Source organism: Sporosarcina sp. FA9, from assembly GCF_051550205.1.
Classification (GTDB): domain Bacteria; phylum Bacillota; class Bacilli; order Bacillales_A; family Planococcaceae; genus Sporosarcina.
In genome coordinates this window covers 37,501-61,941 of sequence record NZ_CP188819.1, presented here as the reverse complement: position 1 = coordinate 61,941, position 24,441 = coordinate 37,501, and the positions used below count along the sequence as shown (strand labels likewise).

General features: G+C 38.4%; 20 protein-coding genes, 2 rRNA genes and 3 pseudogenes (1 of these 25 only partly in view). 8 read left to right on the top strand and 17 right to left on the bottom strand.

Annotated features, from left to right (window positions below; translation table 11 throughout):
- Positions 1–235: 235 nt before the first annotated feature.
- From ACP8HH_RS00330 to ACP8HH_RS00310, 5 genes are all read right to left on the bottom strand, one after another.
- Positions 236–1,201, bottom strand: coding sequence for a C40 family peptidase (locus tag ACP8HH_RS00330; protein WP_438314256.1), 966 nt, complete (start codon positions 1,199–1,201; stop codon positions 236–238).
- A 404-nt stretch (positions 1,202–1,605) separates the two neighbouring features.
- Complete coding sequence (locus ACP8HH_RS00325) at positions 1,606–2,559, bottom strand: hydroxyacid dehydrogenase (RefSeq protein WP_438314255.1); 954 nt, start codon at positions 2,557–2,559, stop codon at positions 1,606–1,608.
- 520 nt (positions 2,560–3,079) lie between these two features.
- Complete coding sequence (locus tag ACP8HH_RS00320) at positions 3,080–4,288, bottom strand: RtcB family protein (RefSeq protein ID WP_438314252.1); 1,209 nt, start codon at positions 4,286–4,288, stop codon at positions 3,080–3,082.
- A gap of 100 nt (positions 4,289–4,388) precedes the next feature.
- Positions 4,389–5,318: a DsbA family protein gene (locus ACP8HH_RS00315; protein ID WP_438314249.1), complete on the bottom strand. Its 930-nt coding sequence runs from the start codon at positions 5,316–5,318 to the stop codon at positions 4,389–4,391.
- 22 nt (positions 5,319–5,340) lie between these two features.
- Positions 5,341–5,667, bottom strand: a complete 327-nt coding sequence (locus ACP8HH_RS00310) for a winged helix-turn-helix transcriptional regulator (RefSeq protein WP_438318932.1) — start codon at positions 5,665–5,667, stop codon at positions 5,341–5,343.
- 206 nt (positions 5,668–5,873) lie between these two features.
- On the opposite strand from ACP8HH_RS00310, the gene ACP8HH_RS00305 reads away from it, so the two are divergent.
- Together ACP8HH_RS00305 and ACP8HH_RS00300 are read left to right on the top strand one after the other, a co-directional pair.
- Positions 5,874–6,383 carry a DUF2243 domain-containing protein gene (locus ACP8HH_RS00305; protein ID WP_438314246.1) on the top strand — a complete coding sequence of 170 codons (510 nt, stop codon included), beginning with the start codon at positions 5,874–5,876 and terminating at the stop codon, positions 6,381–6,383.
- Entirely contained in the window at positions 6,373–7,173 is an 801-nt protein-coding gene (locus ACP8HH_RS00300) for a cytochrome c oxidase assembly protein (RefSeq protein ID WP_438314243.1), read from the top strand. The genes ACP8HH_RS00305 and ACP8HH_RS00300 overlap by 11 nt, the downstream gene beginning before the upstream one ends.
- 389 nt (positions 7,174–7,562) lie before the next feature.
- On the opposite strand, the gene ACP8HH_RS00295 is transcribed toward ACP8HH_RS00300, so the two are convergent.
- The 6 genes and pseudogenes from ACP8HH_RS00295 to ACP8HH_RS00270 form a co-directional block, all read right to left on the bottom strand.
- A complete protein-coding gene (locus tag ACP8HH_RS00295; protein ID WP_438314240.1) occupies positions 7,563–8,186 on the bottom strand; it encodes an FMN-binding negative transcriptional regulator in 624 nt (207 codons plus the stop codon).
- Between the two features lie 23 nt (positions 8,187–8,209).
- A pseudogene (locus ACP8HH_RS00290) lies at positions 8,210–8,599 on the bottom strand (GNAT family N-acetyltransferase); the annotation flags it as partial.
- Between the two features lie 195 nt (positions 8,600–8,794).
- The gene (gene istB, locus ACP8HH_RS00285; RefSeq protein WP_438314238.1) at positions 8,795–9,550 is read right to left on the bottom strand and encodes an IS21-like element helper ATPase IstB; all 756 of its coding nucleotides are present in this window, start codon (positions 9,548–9,550) and stop codon (positions 8,795–8,797) included.
- Entirely contained in the window at positions 9,540–11,096 is a 1,557-nt protein-coding gene (gene istA / locus ACP8HH_RS00280; RefSeq protein ID WP_438314236.1) for an IS21 family transposase, read from the bottom strand. The genes istB and istA overlap by 11 nt, the downstream gene beginning before the upstream one ends.
- Positions 11,097–11,245: 149 nt before the next feature.
- Positions 11,246–11,392, bottom strand: a pseudogene (locus tag ACP8HH_RS00275) (GNAT family N-acetyltransferase); the annotation flags it as partial.
- 24 nt (positions 11,393–11,416) lie between these two features.
- Positions 11,417–11,869, bottom strand: coding sequence for a MarR family winged helix-turn-helix transcriptional regulator (locus ACP8HH_RS00270; RefSeq protein WP_438314234.1), 453 nt, complete (start codon positions 11,867–11,869; stop codon positions 11,417–11,419).
- 113 nt (positions 11,870–11,982) lie between these two features.
- Here ACP8HH_RS00270 and ACP8HH_RS00265 point away from each other — a divergent pair.
- Together ACP8HH_RS00265 and ACP8HH_RS00260 are read left to right on the top strand one after the other, a co-directional pair.
- Positions 11,983–12,622: pseudogene (locus tag ACP8HH_RS00265) on the top strand (YczE/YyaS/YitT family protein).
- A 434-nt stretch (positions 12,623–13,056) separates the two neighbouring features.
- Entirely contained in the window at positions 13,057–14,034 is a 978-nt protein-coding gene (locus ACP8HH_RS00260; RefSeq protein WP_438314231.1) for an NAD(P)H-quinone oxidoreductase, read from the top strand.
- Between the two features lie 93 nt (positions 14,035–14,127).
- Here ACP8HH_RS00260 and ACP8HH_RS00255 read toward each other — a convergent pair whose 3' ends face one another.
- Positions 14,128–15,675, bottom strand: coding sequence for a sensor domain-containing diguanylate cyclase (locus tag ACP8HH_RS00255; protein WP_438314228.1), 1,548 nt, complete (start codon positions 15,673–15,675; stop codon positions 14,128–14,130).
- A 276-nt stretch (positions 15,676–15,951) separates the two neighbouring features.
- Between ACP8HH_RS00255 and ACP8HH_RS00250 the strand changes: the two genes are divergently transcribed.
- From ACP8HH_RS00250 to ACP8HH_RS00235, 4 genes are all read left to right on the top strand, one after another.
- Positions 15,952–18,075: a DNA topoisomerase 3 gene (locus tag ACP8HH_RS00250; RefSeq protein ID WP_438314226.1), complete on the top strand. Its 2,124-nt coding sequence runs from the start codon at positions 15,952–15,954 to the stop codon at positions 18,073–18,075.
- 91 nt (positions 18,076–18,166) lie between these two features.
- Positions 18,167–18,385 (top strand): DUF3889 domain-containing protein, encoded by a 219-nt coding sequence (locus ACP8HH_RS00245; protein ID WP_438314224.1) that lies wholly within the window; start codon positions 18,167–18,169, stop codon positions 18,383–18,385.
- Positions 18,386–18,574: 189 nt separating this feature from the next.
- Positions 18,575–19,801: an RNA-guided endonuclease IscB gene (iscB, locus tag ACP8HH_RS00240; protein ID WP_438314221.1), complete on the top strand. Its 1,227-nt coding sequence runs from the start codon at positions 18,575–18,577 to the stop codon at positions 19,799–19,801.
- A gap of 32 nt (positions 19,802–19,833) precedes the next feature.
- Complete coding sequence (locus ACP8HH_RS00235) at positions 19,834–20,013, top strand: DUF3889 domain-containing protein (protein WP_438318929.1); 180 nt, start codon at positions 19,834–19,836, stop codon at positions 20,011–20,013.
- A 188-nt stretch (positions 20,014–20,201) separates the two neighbouring features.
- On the opposite strand, the gene ACP8HH_RS00230 is transcribed toward ACP8HH_RS00235, so the two are convergent.
- From ACP8HH_RS00230 to ACP8HH_RS00210, 5 genes are all read right to left on the bottom strand, one after another.
- Positions 20,202–20,600, bottom strand: a complete 399-nt coding sequence (locus ACP8HH_RS00230) for a hypothetical protein (protein WP_438314218.1) — start codon at positions 20,598–20,600, stop codon at positions 20,202–20,204.
- Between the two features lie 75 nt (positions 20,601–20,675).
- Positions 20,676–22,055, bottom strand: a complete 1,380-nt coding sequence (locus ACP8HH_RS00225) for an ATP-binding protein (protein WP_438314215.1) — start codon at positions 22,053–22,055, stop codon at positions 20,676–20,678.
- The gene (locus ACP8HH_RS00220) at positions 22,052–22,726 is read right to left on the bottom strand and encodes a response regulator transcription factor (protein ID WP_438318926.1); all 675 of its coding nucleotides are present in this window, start codon (positions 22,724–22,726) and stop codon (positions 22,052–22,054) included. The genes ACP8HH_RS00225 and ACP8HH_RS00220 overlap by 4 nt, the downstream gene beginning before the upstream one ends.
- Positions 22,727–23,043: 317 nt before the next feature.
- Positions 23,044–23,159 (bottom strand): 5S ribosomal RNA (rrf, locus tag ACP8HH_RS00215).
- A gap of 175 nt (positions 23,160–23,334) precedes the next feature.
- Positions 23,335–24,441, bottom strand: a 23S ribosomal RNA gene (locus ACP8HH_RS00210); it runs 1,849 nt beyond the window's last position.

The window sequence follows — 24,441 nt, the reverse complement described above, 5'->3', positions numbered from 1 at the left end:
TAACTATATACTATGTTGAACATGAGCATTTACTTGTGTATAAGCCTTCAATTAAAGTTCAAACATACTACAGTTCATAGGAATACTTAGTAATCCAATTTAGAAGCTAATTTGTATCGTTGCTACTAGATAACTTGAAATTTATTTGTACGAAAAAAGAAGCATTAGCTGCGATATCGCAGCTAATGCTTCTTAAGTGGATTATTATTGATAAAAAAGCTTTCCCATCAGGAATTTAAAGAACACGTCGGGCTGTTACATAGTTTTTCTTTGCCCAAGTTGAATTTAAGCTTAATTTCACCGTACTACCGTTCGCAACAAGTGAAATATACTGATTTCCACCTATATAGATTCCTGTTTGCGTAATTTTCGAACCACTATTATCCAAAGAGAATAAAATGAGGTCTCCTTTTTGCAAGTTGGATTTTTGTACCGCTTTGCCTAAAAGTGCCTGACGGCTTGCCAGCTTAGATTTTAAATCAATGCCTTGTTTTCCGTAAATGTAATATGTAAAGCCCGCTCCTGTAAATGTTAACGTCTTTTCATCATGCACATAGCCAAATTTTGCTTTACCGATGAGACTTGAAGCAAGACTTACAGCTTTATCAGCTGATGTGTCACTTGCTGCTGGTGCTTTCACCGGTGTAGTCGGCTTTGTTGTGTTTGCAGGAAGTAAAGTTGGCAAAACTCTTCGTGCAGTCATGTAGTAGTCTTTATAATACGACTTTCCATCTAAATCAGAAATGATGATATTTTGTCTTGAGTCTGCCATATGAATAATTTTATTATCTCCTATATACATCCCCATATGGTCCGGATCTGTTCCTGTAGTTTTCTGTCTAAAAAAGACCAAATCACCTTTTTGTAATTGACTTTTTGGAACATGCGTCCCTAACTTCACCATCTTATCTTCCGTTTTACTACCAAGATCTACACCGTTTTTGTCGAAAATAAACCACATAAACGATGCACATTTAAATTGATATGGAGCAGTAAAACTATAATTAGAACCGTATGTCGCCTTACCTATTATACTCTTAGCAAAGTTAGCAATTTCATCGGCCTTTGCCTCGACCGCCTGTTGATTATTTTGAACAGTAACTGTAGCTGCCGAAGCCTTTATCGGCTGAATTGCTGAAGGGGCCATTCCTAAAGAACTGAAACCAATTGCGATTGCTAATGTTATCAAATACTTTTTCATATGAACCTCCTGGTAAACTCTTATTTTGTCTCTCAGCAGAGCTTAACATACAAAACCGCATGCTCATTGAGGTAAATAATACCAGGACCTTAACTTCAAGCTACAATCCCTTGTGCCGGAAGGGATTGCAGCGGTATCTTACGGTTTGATTACAATGTAATGTAAATGTAATAGTCTGTTTTTAAATTGAATCTAAATTCTTAGTTATTCTATATATAATAATCTATGGATCAGTGAACATTATACACAACATTTCTCTAATACTACTGACCCATACTTCTTGTAGTTGATGGGATAACAAGGAAACAAAAAAATGTAACCCCCTTTTACATTCTGGAAAGGAGTTACATTTTTTATATATTTATGAGTTTTATTCACGAATGTACTCTGCTACAGGTGCGTAATTAATTCACTCGGCACAATGACTTTTGACCGTTTAATACTTTATCTATTTCTTCGGCAATTAGCATCGCTGTACGTGACTGAGCTTCATCTGTCGATCCTGCGATATGTGGAGTTATTATAACATTTTCAGATTCTGCAAAACGTGAACTATCTGTAATTGGCTCAGATTCAAGTACATCCAAGTACGCACCAGCAATCTGTTTATCTTTCACAGCTTCAATCACATCTTCTTCTGAAACGATGCCACCACGTGCTGAGTTTATAATATAGGCTTCTGGCTTCATAATTGAAAAAGCTTCTTTATTAATTAAATGTCTCGTGTCTTTTGTTAATGGAATATGTAATGAGATGAAGTCCGAGTGCTTTAACAATTCTCCAAGCTCGTGTACTTGTTTGATTCCTGTTTCCTGAACAACATGATCGAATGGAGCAACAAATGGATCATATCCTACTACTTCCATGCCAAATGCTAGTGCTCTTTTGGCCACTCGGTGCGAAATTTCTCCCATTCCAATTAACCCAAGCACGCGACCATTTAACTCTGTACCTGTAAAGAGTTTTCTGTTCCAGTTTCCTTTTTTAACATCTACATCTGCTTGTCTAATTGGTCTTGAAGCATCTAACATACAAGCTAGTACATACTCTGCTACCGAAGTTGCATTTGCATTTCTAGCTGATATAACTGGAATGCCCCGTTCTGCTGCTTGCTTTATATCAATATTATCCAAGCCTACACCAAGACGCCCAATCACCTGAGCCTTTTTTGCAGCATCCAAAAACTCTGTATCTACTTTTGTTTCATTTCGAACAATTACAGCATCATAATTTGGTAATAAACCAAGAAGTTCTTCTCTCTTTCTAGATAACTCCAAATCATAATCTACCTGATATCCCATTTGCTTTAGTTTTTCAATTCCGTCGTTCCACATCATTTCAGTTACTAATATCTTCATAAAATCCACCAACCCATATCATTAGTATTTTATACAACCTATTTCATGCTTTAATAATTAAATCAATCTTTCTTAAACAAGAATATCGTCCTACTACTAGAAAAACTAAGTTTGAATAACACGTCAATACAACTGTTTATATTTATTTCCAGCAATTGTTTCGTTAACACTATCACCATCTTTTAAAATACTTATTTTTAAATAGAAGTAGTTCATTATTTTCCAAAACACAGAATCTATTTCTTTCGGAATTATTGGAATTATAGTTCAAATTCCCTTTAAAGTCAAGAAAGAGCATCCTATTGGCGGGTAGTAAGCCGCTTATTTAAAAAATTCCACCTTAATTTAAAACCAGAACAAACCTATTCTATTTCTAGACCGGGGTTGCCCTGATTTTGGACATGAAGATAAATGTACTTACTTATAAAACTGATGAAAGAAGCCGTGAAATACCTTCTATATTATTTGATTAATTAATAGTTGGGCTTAAAACATCATCAATTGGCAGGTCATGAGACTTTTAATCTTTATATGGATCAAACTCATTTGCGCCCGCCATACAGACTCCAACTGGTTTCAACACATGTAGGACGTCAATCGTGTCTTCATGCGCATCCAGCACATCTTGTAACTTCCGATAGACAAATGGACTCTCGTCTGTCCCACCGCCACGTAATTCCACACCGTACTCTAGAATTGCTTTGTCCATCCGTTCCTGAGTAATCTCCCCGCCTCGTCTGTTACGGGTTTTCCAATTCATCTTTCCCGCCGCTTGTGTTCGGCTCATTATTCTACCTGCACCGTGTACTGTACTATAGAAGGATTCTGCATTCTCTTCATTATCTTTACCTTGAACAATTACAGAAATGTCACCCATACTTCCGCCAATAAAGCCCATTTGACCTGGAGCTGAAGGGGTTGCTCCTTTTCTGACGACAGTGTATTCCTTGCCAAAGTGAGTCTCTTTCCACGCATAGTTATGATGATTATGCACTTCAAAATCAGAAGTTGCACCCATTATGGATAACACTCTATCCATTACATAATTTCTCCCAGCATACGCGAACTTTCCACTCATCTCCATAGCACGGAAGTATAGGTCTCCTAATTCACTATCCAAATCAATCAATGTAGGTGCTTGGTCCATGCTTTCACCTGGTGCACGTTCGGAAAACTTTCGTCCATTTGCCAAGTTCAAAAAACCGCTCGCTGTTCTATGACCGAAACCTCTGCTGCCAAAGTGATTGGCTATCCATACGTCACCCGTCTTTTGTTCGACCAAGACATCCACATAATGATTCCCGCCTCCAACTGTTCCTAACTGATCCTTCGCTAATTTTTTTAGCTTGTCATGTTCCTGTTTGCCAATTTCTTGATAAACGAGCCAATCCGGATCATCAAACAATTCATGATCCACTTTTTCTGGGTTTTTACGTCCGATACCAAATGAAATTGTTGAAGCAATTTCATTCATTAGAAGCGGAAGACTTTTCTCGATATCCTTCCACTTTAAATTTGTTCGTACAGCCTTATTTCCACAAGCGATATCATAACCAACGCCAGAAGGAGAAATTTGACCATCGTAAACGATAACGCCACCGACGGGCTGGCTATAGCCATAATGACCATCCGCGCAGAGAACACCCCCAGCTACCTGCCCAGTATTCAAACAATTTTCAAACTGGCGCAACGTATTCTCATCATGAACGCCGAATATTTTCTTTTTCATTAATAAAAACATCCTTTCGTCTAAGGCCTTAATATAATTATCCCACTTTTGTGGTATATCACAAAATCGACTCCCCATAAGGAAGTCGATTTTGTTATTATTATTTTACCTGAACGTATTTTTCACCAAGGATGCTCTTAACCTCGTACGCATCTTGCGGTAATTCTTTCCCTAGAAATGCTTCGAATACATCTTTTTCGATCGAATAATATTCTTCAATTTCTCGTGAGAATAATAACTTTTCCTGTTGAAGCAATTGATCTAAATCAGTAAGTCGCTCTGGCTTTAACGCATCTTCTGGTAGTAATTGTTGAAGTGCATTCGTGTATTCCTCTAACGTTTTTGCACCTACAATGCGAACCCCTTTTTGTTCCTTATTCACCATGACAATTGTAGGGAATCCGCGCACACCTAATTCACGGACGCGTTTAAAATCTTCCTGTAATAAAGTGTTTGCTTCTGGGAGTTTTGATTGACTAACGATTTCTTCTCCGTTAAGTCCAACTCGGTTGACAAGGTCAATCAAAAGTTCGTCATGTGCAATGTTTTTATTAAAAGCGAACAGTTCTTCTCGTGCATAACGTAAAAATGTGTTTGCGAGCTCAGGATTTTTTTCTTGAATTACTTTATATACTCGAGAAGGGATAAAAGACGACGCGATTGGGTCATCGTACCAAACTGTTCCATCGATTGGCATACGCGAGTGTTCACCAACTTCTCTCCAGTGACCTGCAACATCTGCGGGACTGGAAATACCATTGCTTACATCTGCGAAGCCGTCCCAGTTTTCAAGCAATCCTCCCATAAGCGTATGCATATTGAAATAGTTCCCGTATTGTTTTACAAACTTTCGAAGAACCGGTTCTAATGCCCAGCAATGCGAACAGATTGGATCGGTTACATAATAAAGTTCAACTGTGTTTTTCGGCGCTGAGAAATCAATGAATTCCATTGTATTCGTATCTTCTCCACCTGCCGGTCCACAGACACCTGTTTCTAAATCACAAATCATGTCATTTTTCGTTTCCATTTACATTCCCCTTTACATTAAGTTAGTTTACTATTTCAATGTCGATATGTTTTTGTGCCCATTCATGAACAGGTTTTAGAGCGATAGCTAATTGTTGCCCCTTTTCAGTCAGATGATACGTGATTGTAATCGGAGTTCCTGCTGTCACTTTTTTTACGATCAAGCCGTGTTCCGCAAGTTCGGTTAATTTTAAAGATAGTGAACGGGGTGTAATATCATTTAAATCGCGCTTCATATGTGAAAATTGAGCGGTAAACCCAGGACAATTCGATAAATAATGAATAATCAGTCCATTCCAACGTCTTCCCAGGATTTCGAAGCAGGATTCTAAATAGGGACATACTTTAATAACAATCACCTCCAACTATTATTTTAAGCATACATTAGTATAGAAAGTATATCAAGTATAAAAACGATACCACTTTTCATCGAAAGGTAAATTAAAGTTACTTCAACCACAGACACCTCTAGTTTCATGGTTTACTGACGCATACATGGGGCAATACTGCATGAACGTATTTCAAAAAAACCAGAGCGGAATGTGAGGAAGATAATATGAAGAAAGATTTGAAGCACCATAAGCAACTGTTGAATCGAGAGAAGTTTCTCAAGAAAAATTTATGGTCCGGTATTCTTTTTGGCCTTGGCTTTGTTGCTTTCTTGGATGAGGCACTCTTCCACCAATTATTACATTGGCACAAGTTTTACGATAAATCGACCGTCGCTGTGGGATTAATTTCCGATGGTCTTTTTCATGCGTTCAGTTGGTTTGCAACGGTTGGTGCACTCTATCTTGTTGCTGATCTCAGGCGGTTGAATGCGTTGTGGCATAAAATGTGGTGGGGTGGAAAGTTAGTAGGAGGAGGTGCATTCCAACTTTATGATGGAACAATCCAACATAAGGTTATGAGGATTCATCAGATTCGATACGGTGTCGATATTTTTCCATATGACGTAGTTTGGAACATTTCAGCTGCCATTATGATCGGGTTTGGGATCTTTTTAATTGTCCATGCGAAACGTGAACAGCGTGAACTGAAAGGAGAAATTACCCTTGCATCATGAAGCTTTTTTTCAAATTACGGCGACAGACTTGTTATTCGGCATATCTGCAGTTGTAGCACTCATTTCATACTTGGGAGCAGTCCTAAGAAACAATCGATCCAGCCGTCTTCGAAAATGGTCAAATCACAAAACTTTCTTTTGGATTCTTGGCGTTTTTATCGCTTCAACAGCTGTTGTCGGTCCACTTGCAAAGATATCTCATGATAATTTCACCTATCATATGATCGGCCATTTGTTGCTCGGCATGCTAGGTCCCCTTCTTATGGCTTTAGGGGCACCAGTCACTTTGCTTCTAAGATCTTTGAATGTACGTGCGGCAAGAAAAGTGAGTAAAATATTGAAAAATCGTCTTGTCAGCTTCTTTACGCAACCGATAGTAACATCCGTTTTAAATATCGGTGGATTATGGGTATTGTACACGACGGATTTATTCGTTGAGATGCATGACAATCTTCTGCTTTATGTCCTAGTCCATATTCATGTATTCGCGGCAGGGTACTTATTTACCATTTCCATACTTTATACTGATCCGGTTTCCCGTCGGTATGGTTATGTCTACAGAACTGTTGTTTTCATTATCACACTTGCCGGCCATGGAATCCTTTCAAAATACATCTACGCTTATCCACCAGAAGGTGTTGTACTCGAGCAAGCCAGAGCTGGTGCCATGTTGATGTATTACGGGGGTGATACTGTAGACCTGGTACTGATTTTCATTTTGTTTCATCATTGGTACCGTTCACACCATCGTCGTTTCTCGTCGGAAATCAGTCCGGCAAACGCAAAATGATAGAGCACTTCTCTGTAATAATGAAGAGTATATCGAAACGATTTGGGTCATGGGATATAGGTTGAAAACTTAAGGTATACTTAAGAATTCGCTTAAGACTTTCTTATGTTTTGCTATTTATACTAAAAGCATCACATGATATCGCTTTGGTGCTAAAGAGAGAGTGAACTTCCTCTCTCCATCTGCACTGGGTTAGCCTCACCCTTGTAAGGCGCTTTCGCTAGATTGAACCCAGAATCATGAGTACAATATATATATAGTCTTAATCTTAATATCTCATAAAAAAAACAGACGGACATTTCGGGTTCCTCTACCTTTTCCTTATGGAGAAATTATTTATCATTTAAGGATGCGTCTTGACAACTTCATCTAAGAACGAGATTTAATACTTATTTGTCCTTTTTCAGCTTCCTCTCCATCAATTGTGCCATTTGCTCAGAATTTAAATCCTTTTCTTCAAAGAGTTTATTAACGATGTTATGATAGTCTTCTTCATTACGATTTTGGCTTATTTTATCGGCGGCTTGAATTTCTTGTACTCTAATCTTAAATCCAACAATACCTTTTATTTGTTTTTTAGTTTGCGGAGAAAGATTTTCCCATAATGCTGCATTCTCCCGACGATGTTCGTATTTTTGTAATAGTAATCTAAGGTCTTCTTCTAGCTCTTGTTCACTCATAATACTAGCTGTTCCATATATATGGACAGCTTGGTAATTCCATGTTGGTACATTTTCATTTTTATACCAAGTTGATGAGACGTAAGCATGCGGACCTTGAAACATCACAAGCACATTTTCATTTTCAACCTCGAACGTTTTCCATTGAGGATTCGCATAAGCCATATGTCCAGTAATATAGTAATCGTCGCCTTGCATATTTAACCCCATAGGTAAATGAGTCGCAATTGGTGTTCCTTGTTTTGTTGTCACAAGCGTTCCAAAAGAGTTCGTTTGAATAAAGTCTCTGATTTCATCAAAGTCTGTGACTTTAAAATGCTTAGGGATGTACATAGTAATCCACCTTTCAGAAAAAGTTATATTTGTGTTTTGGTCATTATTAAATCAATTTGTTCTTCATCACCCATATAAAAAGAGTGTGAGTCAGTGTGAACAAACCCCATTTTATTATAAAAAGCAATAGCATTTTCATTTCTTTCCCATACACCTAGCCAGATTTTCTTTTTATTACGTTCCATCGCAACTTCTATAGCTTTATTGAGTAGATATTTACCAATGCCATGTTTTTGAAATTTATTCTTTATATAAATTCGCTCTATTTCAAGCGACGCATTACCCATTTTTTCAGATTGAGTATCATTCATATTTATCTTTAAATATCCAGCAAGTTCGTCATTAAAATAAAGTAAAAAGAATTCTGATGATATATTGGATAATTCATTTTCCAGCTGGTTAGGGTTAAATGCTGATTACGGCCATCGAAATGTACCAGTCGTGCCATCTTATTTACCATCGAGTGACAGGGATTTTACCACATCCCGCCAAACTGTTTACCAATACATATATTGCTCCAACAGACCGTTTTTGGCATGTTGGAGCACTATGTTATGCGTTCTTGAAAGCTCGTTAACCTAGATATTTCTGCCCATCGGTATGATAGATTATTGTTCTGATCCTAATCCATGACGTTCACGCATAGAAATTTTTCCATCAATCATAATTTGATAAGAGTCGTGTATGATTCTATCCAAGATTGCTTCCGCAATCGTCTCATTGCCCAAACCCAAATGCCATCCACTTGGATCAATCTGTGAACAGAAGATTGTAGAGGCTGACTTGTGACGTGATTCTGTGATTTCTAATAAGATTGTGGCTTCATCTGTTGAAAGATCTGTAAGTAGCCATTCATCCAATATAAGTAGGTCTGCTTTTGTGTATTTTTTAATCAGTTTACGATAACTTCCATCCGCTGTTAATTTGGCGAGTGTTAATTCATCCAACAATTCTGGTAACCGAATATATTTCACTTTATAGGATTGTCGACAAGCAGCTACACCGAATGCTGAAGCTAGGAATGACTTTCCGGAACCGGTTGGGCCTTTGAGAATGATATTATGATTGTCCGCAATATAGGTACCACTTGCTAGTCTAAGAATGTATTCTTTATCTAACTTACGATCCTCATAGTATTCTATATCTTCAATACAAGCTTTTGAATCTAAGAAGGTTGCTGAATGAATCAATCGCTGGAGTTTGTTGCTCCTACGGCGTGAAAACTCTAAATCAACGAGTAACGAAAGTCGGTCCTCAAAATCCATCTTTTGAAAATCTTTATTTCCAGACTGCTCTTTATATGCTTCAGCCATTCCACTTAATTTCATCTCATGCAACTTTGTTAATGTCTGCTCATTCATCATGTGTCTTCCCTCCATAGTAGGCTGCCCCGCGTGTGAAGCCATAATTATTTTTGTTGCTTTCCGTATTACGTTTTAATTCCTGTTCAGCATCATTTTTCTTATTGTTTTTCAAAGTCGTTTGAATACTCTTGATAGATGGTCTTTTTGTAATGAAAATGACCATTTTACATGCACGTTCAATTTCATACTTTGTGTAACTCCGTTCGGATTTCTTTAACGAAAAAATAGATTGTAACGCTTGTTTCTCAGTTTTATAAGTATCTAGAATATATCGAATGACAACTAGGGTCGATGACCCAATCTCTTCTGCCCATTCAATTGCGGCTTCAGGAGTTTGGTCTACAAATAGCTTATGATTATCCGGCATATGATCACGGACGGTAGATAACTGACCAAATCTACCATATAATCGTTTATGAGATGCAATTCGCATATGATTAAAATAAATCTCAACGAGATTGTCTGAAAGTCTGATTTCAACTTGTTTACTGATATATTCATATGGAACAGAATAAAACATACTTTCAGTAGAAATGTGATAATCAGGACGTACTTTTGCCGATTTCCATTCAGACATTTTGTAAGGGCTAGCTGGAAGGGGAGAAAGTGCAAATTTCTCCTCTTCTTCAAATGCTGAAAATCTAGAACCTTTTTTGCGAGTAAAAGGCCGCTGATTAAACTCATTTAGCTTCCTCAATACCTCTTCATTCAACTCGTCAATATTAAAACAATGAAGGTTTCTTAATGCCGCAATAATCCATGTAGAAATAACTCCAACAGAGCCTTCAACACTGGCCTTATCTTTAGGAGTACGAACACGCGCCGGCATGACAATAGTATTGTAATAGTCAGCCATCTCTCTGTAAGTAGGATTTAATATTAATTCTGTAAAAGTATGCTTTGTTACACTAGCCTTAAGATTATCCGGTACTACTATCTGCGTAACACCTCCAAAATATTCATACGCATTATTATGAACGGTGATCCATGATTGCAGATCCATTGAAAGCGTTGCTTCTGCGTACGATATTTGGCTACATGGAAGCGTCGCAACAAAAATATAGGCTTTGATTTTTTCCCCCGTATCTCGATCAATAATAAAAGCTGTTGACCCTGCCCAATCAACCTCCATAATCTCACCTGGTTTTCTACGAATCCGTAATGTCGCTTTATATTTCTCTGCATAACGACTATAATGCCGTAAAAAGCTTCTATAAGAATACGGAATCTTTTTATCGGCTCGACTTTTCGCTTCATATTCATAATGGAGAAGTGATAGTGTCACATTTGGTTTCGCCAGTTCCTTATGAAGATATTCAAAATCCATAATCTGTCGTCCCGAGGCTTCTAAGGACTTTTCTGGAAAGAGAAAGTCTTCAATCCAAAGATCTGTCATTTCTTCATCAAGTGGACATACTATCCCTTTCTTTTCAGCCAATTGAATGGCCTCAGTTACTTTTTGACGGGAATTACCTGTACTAGAAGCGATGCCTCTAAGACTGATACCTTCGTCATGTAATTCCAAAATCTTACGATATTGAATCATACAAAAATACCCCCTATACAATTAGTGTCACACCATAAGGTGTGCCCATTAATTATAAAGGAGATATGCGTATGGTAAATAGCTTGTCACTTGCTGGTAAATTCCTTGTCATTCAATGGTAATAAAGATGTCATAGGTGGTACATTTCATTGGCTGTAATCAAATGCTCCTTCTAAATAAGCTTTCATGTTTTCAGGTGAATTCTGATCTTTAAATGTATCGTTGAATGTTTCAATACTTATTTCTTGAAGTATCTCTAAATCTTCACGGTTACACTTTTTTATTTTTATAGTCATTTTAATGGCCCCCTTTATATATAATTAGTACTCTCTCTTGTTTCCCTTTTTCACAAATTCCCAGTCAACTTCAATATTTTTTCTAACTCTTTGTAGAAGATGAAAAATGTTCTCTACTTCTCTTTCAGAAAAACCCTCTAATGCAACACTATTCGAATGGTCATTTTCACTTTTTATAAAAGGATATACATGTTTCCCTTTGTCTGTTGGAAAGAGTTTTTTTATTTTTTTGTTATGTTCATCACCCTTCTTTTCAATAAATCCATTCATTTCAAGCTTTTTTATAGCACGGGCTGCTGTTGTTCGATCTACTTTTATCATCTCAGCTAACTTTTCTTGAATGATTCCCGGATTTTCACATATTCGCACAATGTACAGGTATTGCCCTTTTGTAAGGTTGTATTCTTTAAATTCTATATTACTTATAGAATCCAATGCCCTTGCTATCATTCCAATTTCACGAAGAATTTCTTTCATAATTAACTCCTTTGCTTGTATTTTTGTTGCAAATGCAATAAAAAGGTTATACATTAAATTTAACTTAAATTTGTTGTATTTGCAATAAAAAAAACGAAAAGAGGTCGAGTAAAGTGAAATATGTTTTTTATGTATTAGGAATTTTAATATTAACGCTTGGTATTTCTTTCACTATACAATCAGGCCTTGGAACTTCACCTTTTGATGCACTTTTGGTAGGACTGTCCATAAATGTGGGGCTTCTGTGGGAAGTTGGGAAGTAATAATAGCTTTAATATTGATATGTTGTAACTCACTTTTAAAAAGACAAAAACAGAAATTTTGGGGTTGTTAACAGCATTTATTACGGGGATTGGGATTGATATGTGGCTTTTTTTATTACAAAGTTTGATAACACCTGAACTATGGTACAGCAAAGTTATTTGTTTTGGAATCGGCTTAGTTATGATTGGATTGGGAACTGCAACATATTTACACACAAACTTTGCACCGATTCCAGTTGACCGATTAACATTAATCATACAAGAATTAACCAAAACAACTATGTTTTTTTCGAGAACATTCATTTACCTCGTATTCTTGATAATAGCACTGATTTTCAATGGATTAATTGGCGTTGGGATTTTATTAACCGTTTGTTTAGGGAGGCTAATACTTAATTACTTTATGCCACTCACTGAAAAAGTATTAGACCGCATATTAATACACTCTAGTACATCACCAAATTATGATAAAAATAATGTAGATCATTAAATTAAGTCGAACGATAGGTAATTATGCACTTCCTCTCTCTAAGCAAATCAAATTAGAAAACATCCCACTTTTATGCGATAATAGTAGAACTAACGTTTCTACCTTAACAGTGAAAGAGGTGCTACCATGAAACCGGTAATACTATTATGTGGATAACTGTGGCCAAGTAAAATTCAATCTTGGATTAAATGTGGATTAATCCTAACCAGACAAGGAAAACGGACTATTTATGTGCTTGGCTTTTAACGAAAAATAGTCGATCATATAAAAGGTTCTTAGATGACCAATGCTTCACATAAAATTTGGAGGGGTTCAGGTTTGATACTTGATATGACGGATTATCATAGCAACATTAAGTTGCACCGTCTATAAAAATGGTGCGAAGCTTTTTCCCTTAAATTTTTCTAAGGGTATTTTTAAAAGGAGGGGTATTTATGAAAGCTATAATTGTAAAGAAACCAGGTGGTCCAGAGCAACTGGAGCTTGTTGAAGTTGCTATCCCCCAACCAAAAGAAGGTGAATTGCTTATAAGTGTTCATGCAGCAGCGGTAAATCGTACAGATATTATAACCCGTGAAGGGAAAGTAGGGTATGCTGAAAATCCTATTTTAGGCGTAGAAATTGCCGGAACAGTTGTTGAAGTAAATGGTGATAGTTCCTTTTCTGTTGGAGATAGAGTGATGGGGCTGGTTAATGGTGGTGGTTACGCCAAGTTTGCTGTCATGCCAGCCGATCGAGCGATGAAAATTCCCAAGTCTTTATCGATTGAAGAAGCTGCAGCTATTCCTGAAGTGTTCCTAACTGCCTATCAAACATTATTTTGGATAGGTAAACTTCAAAAACAGGAAACCGTATTAATTCATGCAGGTGCAAGCGGAGTTGGAACAGCAGCAATTCAATTAGCAAAAAAGCTTTGTAATGCAAAGGTTATTGTTACCGCTGGTTCTAAAAGAAAACTCGATTCTTGCCAAAAACTTGGAGCTGACGTCCTTATAAATTACAAGGAGCAGTCATTTGATGAAGAGGTTCTAAAAGCAACAAACGGCAAAGGTGTAGATTTGATTTTAGACTTTATTGGTGCTGATTATTGGGAGAAAAACTTAGCAAGTATAAAGAATGAAGGACGATGGGTTCTTATCGGAATACTTGGTGGAAATGAACTAGAAAAGGTAAACTTATTTAATTTGATGTCAAAGTGTATTCAATTAACAGGGACATTACTAACCCCAAGAAGTGATGAATACAAAGCTCTTTTAACTAAAGAATTTGCCGAAAAAGTAACACCTTATTTTGAACAAAAAAATATAATACCTGTTATTGACACTACATTTCCTTTAGAAATGGTTAGAAAAGCTCATTTACATATGGAAGAGAATCGCAATATCGGTAAGATTATACTTGAGATTAAGTGAAGCGCTGAGTGTGGTCAAGCCCCGTGAAAATGGGGCTTGACCACAGACATCCAAACAAAAATAGCCTACTGAATGTATTTCCCATTCGGTAAGCTACTCGTGTATTCCCCTTTTGCTGGTAACCTCCAATTTACAACTTCGCTTTGCGGCATACATGGCTTGGTCAGCATGATGCATAAGTGTTTGTTCATCCTTTCCATCTTCAGGAAATTGACTAATACCAATGCTAAGCGAGATAGGTAAATCAGGATGGGTTGTTGTAATATGTTGTGAAAATGTTGCTTGTAATTGTTCGATAAACTGATTCGTTAGCTGTTTGGAATATACATCTCGTAGGAAAAGGACAAATTCATCCCCGCCTAATCGTGCAACATCTCCTGTATCCTTCACCGCATCTTGCAATATTTGTGCGGTAACTTGAAGCAGTTCATCCCCTACTTGGTGACCATATGTATCATTTAAAGATTTGAAATTATCGATATCTATTAAAAGTAATGTAAGTGTTTGCTGTTCATTTCGACATATTTCCATCGCTGCTTCTAGTTGTATAGTAAACGACCGACGATTTGGTAAGCGCGTTAAGGCATCATGGTAAGCGATAAATTCGATTTCCCTTTGATATTGTTTTTGTAACGTCACGTCCTGGAGGATTAAAAGAATATGCATCTGATTGTCCACCAATATATAATCTGCATTGACGAGCAATAAAAATTGGACATCATTATTTGAAATACTCAGAGCATAATCTTTAATTTCTTTTTCACTTAAAAGCTGTTCCTTTAACATATCGTCTAGTAAAGAAAATAATTGCTCTTGTCGTAGATTCAAATTATCAAGCAATTTTGTTGCTGCAGGATTTGCATCATGAATAATTCCTTTAAAGTCAAGAAGCAAAATAGCGTTTGGATTTAAACGAAATAATTTTTCATAACGTTTATCGTACAAATTAAGAAAATCATGTTGTTTCATTATCCGGCGTAGGAAATAACACCAAACGATTCCGGCGTATATATAGGGATAGGGCGGTAGCGTGTTTTCGTATTGAAAATAGCCCAATACAATATTTAAAATAATCGCTACACAAACCCCGACTATCAGTTGGTGGTAGATTGCCCGTTGTTCTTCAATTTTCGCCCTGGATTTTGCAATCGATAAAGGGATTAAGTAAAGAAAATCTATGATAGTACCAACGGTCATGGCTATGTAATAGTTCTTATTATAGATTGGATATTTCCACATCCCCACTTCAAAAAAGTCTTGTGTATAAATCAATTTAGCACCAGTGAAAATATTTAAGATAACAAAAATCAGAGGTACATAAAAGATATACGGATACAGAAAACGAGGCCACTTGGTATAAAGACCTGTAAATTTTATAAGAAAATGAAAGCATAATCCAGGGATAATAGAACCTACACTATTTAGCCAAAGGGCAGAAAGAATAGGACTATTCTCTATCGAAACCTGATTTCTCAAGTACTCTTCCACAAATAGTAATAAAAAGCAAACAGCAATAAGGCTTAGTAAAATGTGTTCCGTTTTTCTTTTATTACGAAGAAATATATCCGTTGCCATATATGTCAAAAATAAAATTGGTAGTAAGTGGGTCATCAGAAGTAGTAGTGCCTCGTTCAATTCCATGCAACCATTATCCTCCTTTCACAAGAAATAATACTTCCATAGTAACCTATCATCGTAATATATACCATAGTTTTAAATATTTCGTCAAATCAGCTCGTAAAAGGTGCCACAGTCACCCAAACAATCACATTAATGTTAAAAAACATGTTTATTTAAACTTTCATGATTGAATCATAACTACGAGCCCCACTCGCACATTAGATAACCTCCCTCACTTATGCGATAATATAAATACAAGAACTAACGTTTCATCGCAAAAAGAAAAGAGGTGCTATCATGAAACCAGTCATTTTAGCTGAAAAACCGAGCCAAGGAAAAGCATATGCGGATGCTTTTAAAGTTAAGCGGCATGAGGGTTATTTGGAGATTTTGCCTTCACCTATTTTTCCAGTTGGTGCATATATTACATGGGGTATTGGCCATCTTGTCGAACTTAAAGAACCGAAAGCATATGACCCGAAATGGACGAAATGGTCCCTTGATAGTTTGCCAATTTTGCCAGTGCGGTACGAATTCCAAGTTGCTAAAGGAAAAAGCAAACAGTTTAACATCATAAAAAAGCTAATTAAAGGGACCGATACTGTTATTAACGGTTGCGACGTGGACCGTGAAGGATCTAACATCTTTTACAGTATTTATTATCAAACGGGTGCGAAAAACCAGACGATTAAACGGTTGTGGATTAATTCGCTCGAAGTAGATGAAGTACGGAAAGGGTTTTCTAATCTTCAAGACAACCGCAGGGATCTTTTGATGTATGAGGAAGCAAAAGCCCGTCAAATCAGCGACTGGCTTGTTGGAATGAACGGCTCACGTCTCTATACACTGTTACTTCAAAAGCGTGGGCTGCGAGATGTTTTTTCAATAGGACGCGTACAATCACCAACCGTTTACCTGATTTATCAAAGACAAAAAGATATTGATGATTTTGTTTCTGAACCTTTTTTCGAAATTGAAGCGACCTTTACAGCAGAACATGGGCAGTATAAAGGAAAAGCGAAAGCGAAGGATCAAAACAAAGATGTGATTGTTGCCCTTCTTAGAAAACATGAACTAAGTCCGAAATCACCAGGCATTATTGCATCTGTGAAACATGTCGAAAAACGCACGCCGCCTCCCCAACTTCATTCTTTATCGACATTGCAAGCGAAAGCAAACCGGTTGTGGAAAACGAGTCCTGCGAACGTTTTAAAAATTATGCAAGGATTGTACGAAAAGAAAATTGTCACCTATCCAAGAACCGATTCTCGCCATATTACACCAAGTGAATTTGCTTATCTTGCGGAACAAGTTGAAGATTATCAGAAGGTAGTCGGTCAATCCTTTCCCGTTACATCTCTTGCTCCGAAAAAGCGCTATGTAGACAGTTCAAAAGTGCAAGAGCATTACGCAATCATTCCGACGAAGAAAATCCCTTCACAAGCAGTATTAGCCGGATTGTCTACTGACGAGCGGAACTTATACGATGAAGTTGTTCGGACGACACTTGCTATGTTCCATACAGACTATCTATATACGGAAACAAAAGTAACGACCGATGTAAATGGACTCCCTTTTTTCACAACAGGGAAAACAGAACGGGACAAAGGTTGGAAAGCATTGTTTTCTCGTTCGGAAAAAGAAGCCGAGAAGGACGACCCAGCATTACCGCCACTTCATCAAAATGAGCCGGTACAAAGCAATATCGGTATTAAAGAAGGAAAAACAATGCCACCGAAACCGTATACGGAAGGCCAACTTATCGCAATGATGAAGACCTGTGGAAAACTCGTTGTGGATAAAGAAGAGACCGATATACTAAAAGAAATTGAAGGACTTGGCACAGAGGCAACACGAAGTGGGATTATCGAAACGATTAAGAGACATGATTATATTCAAGTGAAGAAGAACATTGTTTCCATTACGGATAAAGGACGAGTGCTCTGTCAGGCAATCGAGGGGAACCTTCTTGCGAGTCCTTCCATGACTGCCAAATGGGAAACTTATTTGCGTAAAATCGGTACCGGAGAAGGAACACCAGAACATTTTCTCGGAAACATTTCAAAGTTTATTTTCAAATTATTAGAAGAGGTACCAAAACAACTGAGCTCACAGAATATAGTTATGAACAGTGCAGGGACTCCGCGCCCTAAGCGAGATGGTGATGTTGCTGCGTGTCCAAAATGCAAAACTGGTGTTATCGTTGATCGTAAAAAGTTTTACGGATGCAGTGCCTACGCAGCTGGTTGTAAACAAACATTCCCATCTATCTTTTTAGAAAAGAAGCTTACAGCGAAACAAGTCGAGCTTCTTTGTACGAATGGAAAAACAAATGTAATTAAAGGATTTACCTCAAATGCAGGAAAAAAGTTTGATGCAAAATTAACACTCGTCGACGGCAAATTAGAATTTGAGTTTTAATCTTTTAAGAAATCTATAAAAAGGATTCACATCTATTTTGAATGATTTCATGTAAACTACTCATCCTATATCAAAGGAGATGAGGTTAGTTTTGCATAAAACATTTATTGTACTTGGCATCTTTATGACGTCAAACTCCGTGCCGATAGATCTCCCCGCACTTGAAATTGCGCAATTGGAAATACCTGCCTACGCGAAATGGGGAAGACTTGCTGTAAAAGAAACACAATTGAAGTATCCACATGCAAACATTATTGATTACTTGCACGAAGGTAGTCAATTACCCGCGATTGAAATCGCAGGCTTGTAAAAGCCTTGATTGACTAGCCTAAGTCTTCATTGACTACGTTGTTTGTGTCATGACACCATAGAATGCCCACTCTAGTTCTATGCCCTGTCGCGTGTGATTAAAAGCTCTGAGGGAAAGGAGCGGTGTTGCATGCCGAACAAGCATTTACAACATTGGCGAAGAGTAACCAACTCGAAGGAGGGAAACGACATGCTCGTTTACGTACTGAACAAACACGGACAACCGCTGATGCCTTGTAAACCACAGAAAGCGCGAAAGTTGCTGGAACAAGGAAAAGCGAACGTGATTCAACGAACACCGTTTACGATTCAATTGAAATATGGATCCAGCAGGTATACTCAGCCTGTTTCACTCGGTGTGGATGCTGGAACGAAACATATTGGGGTTTCGGCAACAACGGAAGACCGGGTGTTATTCGAAGGTGAAGTTAGGCTGCGCACCGATATTCAGGAACTGTTGGCCACTCGTAGATCCTTACGTAGAGCCAGACGTAATCGAAAAACTCGCTACCGGAAACCTCGATTCCTAAATCGTAAGAAAGATAAAGGATGGCTCGCCCCATCCGTTCAAAATAAAGTGGATATGCACGCAAAGATGATCACGAAAGTGCATAAAATTCTTCCGATTACGAACGTAATCATTGAAGTTGCACAATTCGATATTCAGAAAATAAAGAATCCCGACATTTCCGGTGACTTATATCAAAAAGGAGACCAGTTGGGCTTCTGGAACGTCCGGGAATATGTCTTCTTCCGTGATAAGCATTTGTGTCAGCACTGTAAAGGCAAAACAAAAGACATGATTTTGAATGTCCATCACATCGAAAGCCGTAAAACAGGCGGGGACGGACCAGATAATCTGTTGACGCTCTGTGAAACCTGTCACAATCAAATCCATAAAGAAGGAAAAGAGCATCTATTTACTCGTAAAAGCGCTTCTTTTCGTGATGCAACTCAAATGACCGTGATGCGATGGTTTATTCACCGCAAGGTAAAAGAGCTGTATCCACACGCCCGGTTAACTTATGGATTCCAAACAAAAAACACACGTATTCGTCACGGCTTGAAAAAAAGTCATGTGGTTGATGCCCGGTGCATCAGTGGGAATCCCGTTGCCACCCCATCTAAAAACACGTATTCGTTTAGACAAGTACGAAAAAATAATCGCCAACTACACAAGATGACTATTGCGAAAGGTGGCTATCGCAAAGCCAACAAAGCCGAACGATTCGTCAAAGGTTTCCAGCTGTTCGACAAGGTTATTTATGAAGGAATTGAATGCATCGTGTTTGGACGACGAAAAACAGGCTACTTTGATTTACGGAAAATAGATGGTACGAGCATACACAAAAGTGCAAGTTTTAAAAGGTTGGGAGTGGTCGGGAAAGCAAGTACTCTTCTCGTTCAAATAAGCTAAAGAAAGGAAGTGCAGGCTGGCACCTCTCACGACTGAAGTCACGAGTTTCCGCCAGCCTAGATCTTTATGAAATAAAGGAACACTCTGTAATTGAAAAGTTTAAACTTTGGTTAAGAGACGGTGATCATGAATTTGGTGTCTTTGTAAGAATTGAGTATTCCACCGAAACTGAAAAAGTGATGAACATTCAATTTAAAGAAACGGCTAAATAAGTGATCAACACGGAGGTAATTCTTTATATGCATATCCATCGAAATTCGATTGTCCTTTATTCCATAAAAGAGACTTAAACAATATTTTTATTGTTTAAGTCTCTTCTATAATACATTTTATTTGTTTCGTCCAAAACTCAATTTCCTAAGCAGTATTAATATTGAAGGTATCAAGACTGGTCGAAACACTATTGCTTTCCATCTTTTTCGATTAAAAACGTAATAACCGCAAACAGGGCAAAACTGATTAAGAGAATTGTTCCTCCCACGATATACAGAATTAGTGAAACTGTTGGATTCACATCAAATGGTTTCAAAAACTGAAGCCACATTCCTCCAGTAAGACCAATTGACCCGATGATTGCCGTCCACCCTTGAACTGCAACAAGTTTGATTGCCCGTACTTTATAAATACGATAGAATACACCCCACGAAAACACAGACAACCAACCAACTAGTAAAATATGAGCGTGAATTGGTTTAAATGCATATGAACCCGATCCCGCCATATGTGATCCCAAAACTGTTCCAAGTAAACCAAATAATGCTGCTATACGAATGAGTCGAATACTCCATTTTTCTTGCATATTGAATTCCCCCTATGTTTTTTAAGCTATACCCCTATTATAAACGTCCAATATGAACACAACATTAACTAGAGATTACATTGTGGGAAGTTTAACGACAAATGTTGTTCCAGCTCCTTTGTTACTGGTCACTTCAATCGTTCCACCGTGGAGTCTCACCACCTGTTGAACAATTGATAAACCTAGGCCAGTCCCACCAATCTCCTGCGTTCTGGAGTCGTCAGCTCGGTAAAAACGATCAAAAATACGAGTAAGCTCATTATCTTCTATTCCAATACCATTATCTCTAAAGCTCACCACTGCTTGGCCCTTTTCTTTCACAAGCTCAATATCAATTAATCCATCATTTTCTGTATACTTTAATGCATTGGATAGAATATTCTCCCACACTTTTTCAAGAAATGCTGGATCACCTCTAAACTCCACCTCATCAATATCCATCGATAAAGACATTCCCTTTTCCTCAAGCAACCATCTATTTCTACGAATAATTTCCTTCAGTTGAACATCCAAAGGAAATAGTTTTATTTCCAAAGGAGCTGTCAACTGATCAAGTGACGTTAACAAGAGCAGTTGCTTTGTTAGTGAAGATAAACGCTCTGTTTCGGTTTGTATAACTTTTGCATAGCTATTTCGTTCTTGTTCGGCGAGGTCGTTATCCATCAATAGTTCTGCATACCCTTTAATATTTAGTAGTGGGGATTGGAAATCATGCGATACATCACTTATAAATTCTTTACGGATTCGATCATTTTCATCAAGTTTATGCACCATAGTTTGAAAACTCTTAGCTAATTGTCCAATTTCATCCTTCCTATTAATGTCTAGGGTTCCAAAGAATTGTTCATTACCAACCTCTTTTGCTGCTTCAGTCAGTTTTGTAATGGGGTCAATTAATTTCTTCGCAAGAATTAACATAGAAAGTAAGCTAAAGATACCCATAACAAGTACCATTCCACCTAGAATATAATGTACTTCTGTAAAAAGTAATTTTATATCCGGGCGTAAAAATAGTGCATAAGATTCTCCCTTATATTCAAAAGGAACCCCCACCGTATTCGCTAATTCATCTGAAAAGAATCCAGTTACAAATGTTTCACCCGGCAATTCTTTCATCCCATGGTAGGTGTCCCCCTCGAGCACTTGATTTATCGAATCCTGCTTAAGGTTCTCAATACGAAACGATTTCCCATACATCGTGGACTTCCTTTGTTCATCTACAACATACAGCTTATACCCTACAGAAGATTGTGTTTCTAAATACTTTTCAAGATCTAAGTCCTCAGTCGATTCGATAAAAGAAGCAATACTTTCTGCGATGAGCATATTCTTCTCATCATTTTGCCCCTTCAATTGCTGATGGTAATATGTATTCACAACAAGAAACGCTACCAGCGCACTTATTAACATAATGGCAATCGTAAATCCAATAAACTTCCCGTAAAGCGACCTCATATTGATGCGACCTCTAATTTGTAACCAACCCCTCGCACAGTTGCGATTGTCACCTCACCAGTTAGGTTTTCCAGTTTTCCACGCACCCTTTTAATATGTACATTCAACGTTTGCTCATCGCCTTCGTAATCATATCCCCATACACGTTCAATGAGCATATCCCTCGTAAAAACCGTGTTCACCTTCGATGCCAGTACCGAAAGTAATTCAAATTCTTTTAAAGGTAGAAGAAGCACTTTCTTTCCAACAGACACCTCGTAGCTTTGCCGATTAATTTTTAAAGGACCCGCTTGAATAAAAATATCAACCGCTTTATCATATCTTCTTAGGATTGCATTGATTCGATAAAGTAACTCTTTTGGCTCAAAAGGTTTTACGACATAATCATCAGAACCCGCAAGAAATCCTTTTTCCTTATCCTCAAGCTCACCTTTCGCGGTTAATAATAGAACCGGGATATCTGCGTACGCCCTAATCTTCCTTGTTAGCGTATAGCCGTCCATACCCGGCATCATTACGTCCACAACCGCTAAATCGGGCAACTCTTCTTCCAAAAGTTCCATTGCTTGAAAACCATTAGCCGCTTTTTGTACTGTATAACCCGCTTGACCCAACTGAATGCTTACGAGTTCTAAAATATTCGAGTCATCGTCTACAACAAGTATCTTCATCATCGATAGCTCCCCTTCCCATTCCACCTATATCGTATTATACATATTCTGAATGTAGTACGTACTAAACTACAAGGAAAACATCTCAATCTAAATGCTATTAAGGTTAATCTGATTGAATAGAATTATTGAAGGTAATGACTTTTCTTAGTCCCTAGTAAAACCTTTTGTTTAGGTGTGAACTACTAGTTGCAAATTTATGGGCGGTGTTGTGAGGTTAGCCCATTGCGAGGTTTGGGGAAAGTTGTTTGCTTAAATACAACTCATAATTGAATACAAAAAAAGCCACTACCATTAAAGGTAATGACTTCTTTAGTGCCTGGCAACGTCCTACTCTTGCAGGGGGAAACCCCCAACTACCATCGGCGCTGAAGAGCTTAACTACCGTGTTCGAGATGGGAACGGGTGTGACCTCTTCGCTATTGCCACCAGACCTGAATGTTCTTTTTCAAGGACATTACTCATTATATCAAGTGATTCTAAAATTACAAGCATTATTTTTATGAACGTTGCTTGTTCGTTCAAAACTGGATAAAACAGACATTTTTTTTTGGAAGAATCGTTAAATTCTTCCGACGAATCGAGGTCAATCATACCTCTTCATTTAATAGGTTAAGTCCTCGATCAATTAGTATCCGTCAGCTACACACGTCGCCGCGCTTACACCCCGGACCTATCAACCTCATCTTCTTTGAGGGATCTTACTTACTTGCGTAATGGGAAATCTCATCTCGAAGGGGGCTTCATGCTTAGATGCTTTCAGCATTTATCCCGTCCATACGTAGCTACCCAGCGATGCCTTTGGCAAGACAACTGGTACACCAGCGGTATGTCCATCCCGGTCCTCTCGTACTAAGGACAGCTCTTCTCAAATTTCCTGCGCCCGCGACGGATAGGGACCGAACTGTCTCACGACGTTCTGAACCCAGCTCGCGTACCGCTTTAATGGGCGAACAGCCCAACCCTTGGGACCGACTACAGCCCCAGGATGCGATGAGCCGACATCGAGGTGCCAAACCTCCCCGTCGATGTGGACTCTTGGGGGAGATAAGCCTGTTATCCCCGGGGTAGCTTTTATCCGTTGAGCGATGGCCCTTCCATGCGGAACCACCGGATCACTAAGCCCGTCTTTCGACCCTGCTCGACTTGTAGGTCTCGCAGTCAAGCTCCCTTATGCCTTTGCACTCTACGAATGATGTCCAACCATTCTGAGGGAACCTTTGGGCGCCTCCGTTACTCTTTAGGAGGCGACCGCCCCAGTCAAACTGCCCACCTGACACTGTCTCCTGCCCCGATAAGGGGCATGGGTTAGAAGTCCAATACAACCAGGGTAGTATCCCACCAACGCCTCCTCCGAAGCTAGCGCTCCGGAATCTAAGGCTCCTACCTATCCTGTACAGGTTGCATCGGAATTCAATATCAAGCTACAGTAAAGCTCCACGGGGTCTTTCCGTCCTGTCGCGGGTAACCTGCATCTTCACAGGTACTATAATTTCACCGAGTCTCTCGTTGAGACAGTGCCCAGATCGTTACGCCTTTCGTGCGGGTCGGAACTTACCCGACAAGGAATTTCGCTACCTTAGGACCGTTATAGTTACGGCCGCCGTTTACTGGGGCTTCAATTCGAAGCTTCGCTTGCGCTAACCTCTCCTCTTAACCTTCCAGCACCGGGCAGGCGTCAGCCCCTATACTTCACCTTGCGGTTTTGCAGAGAC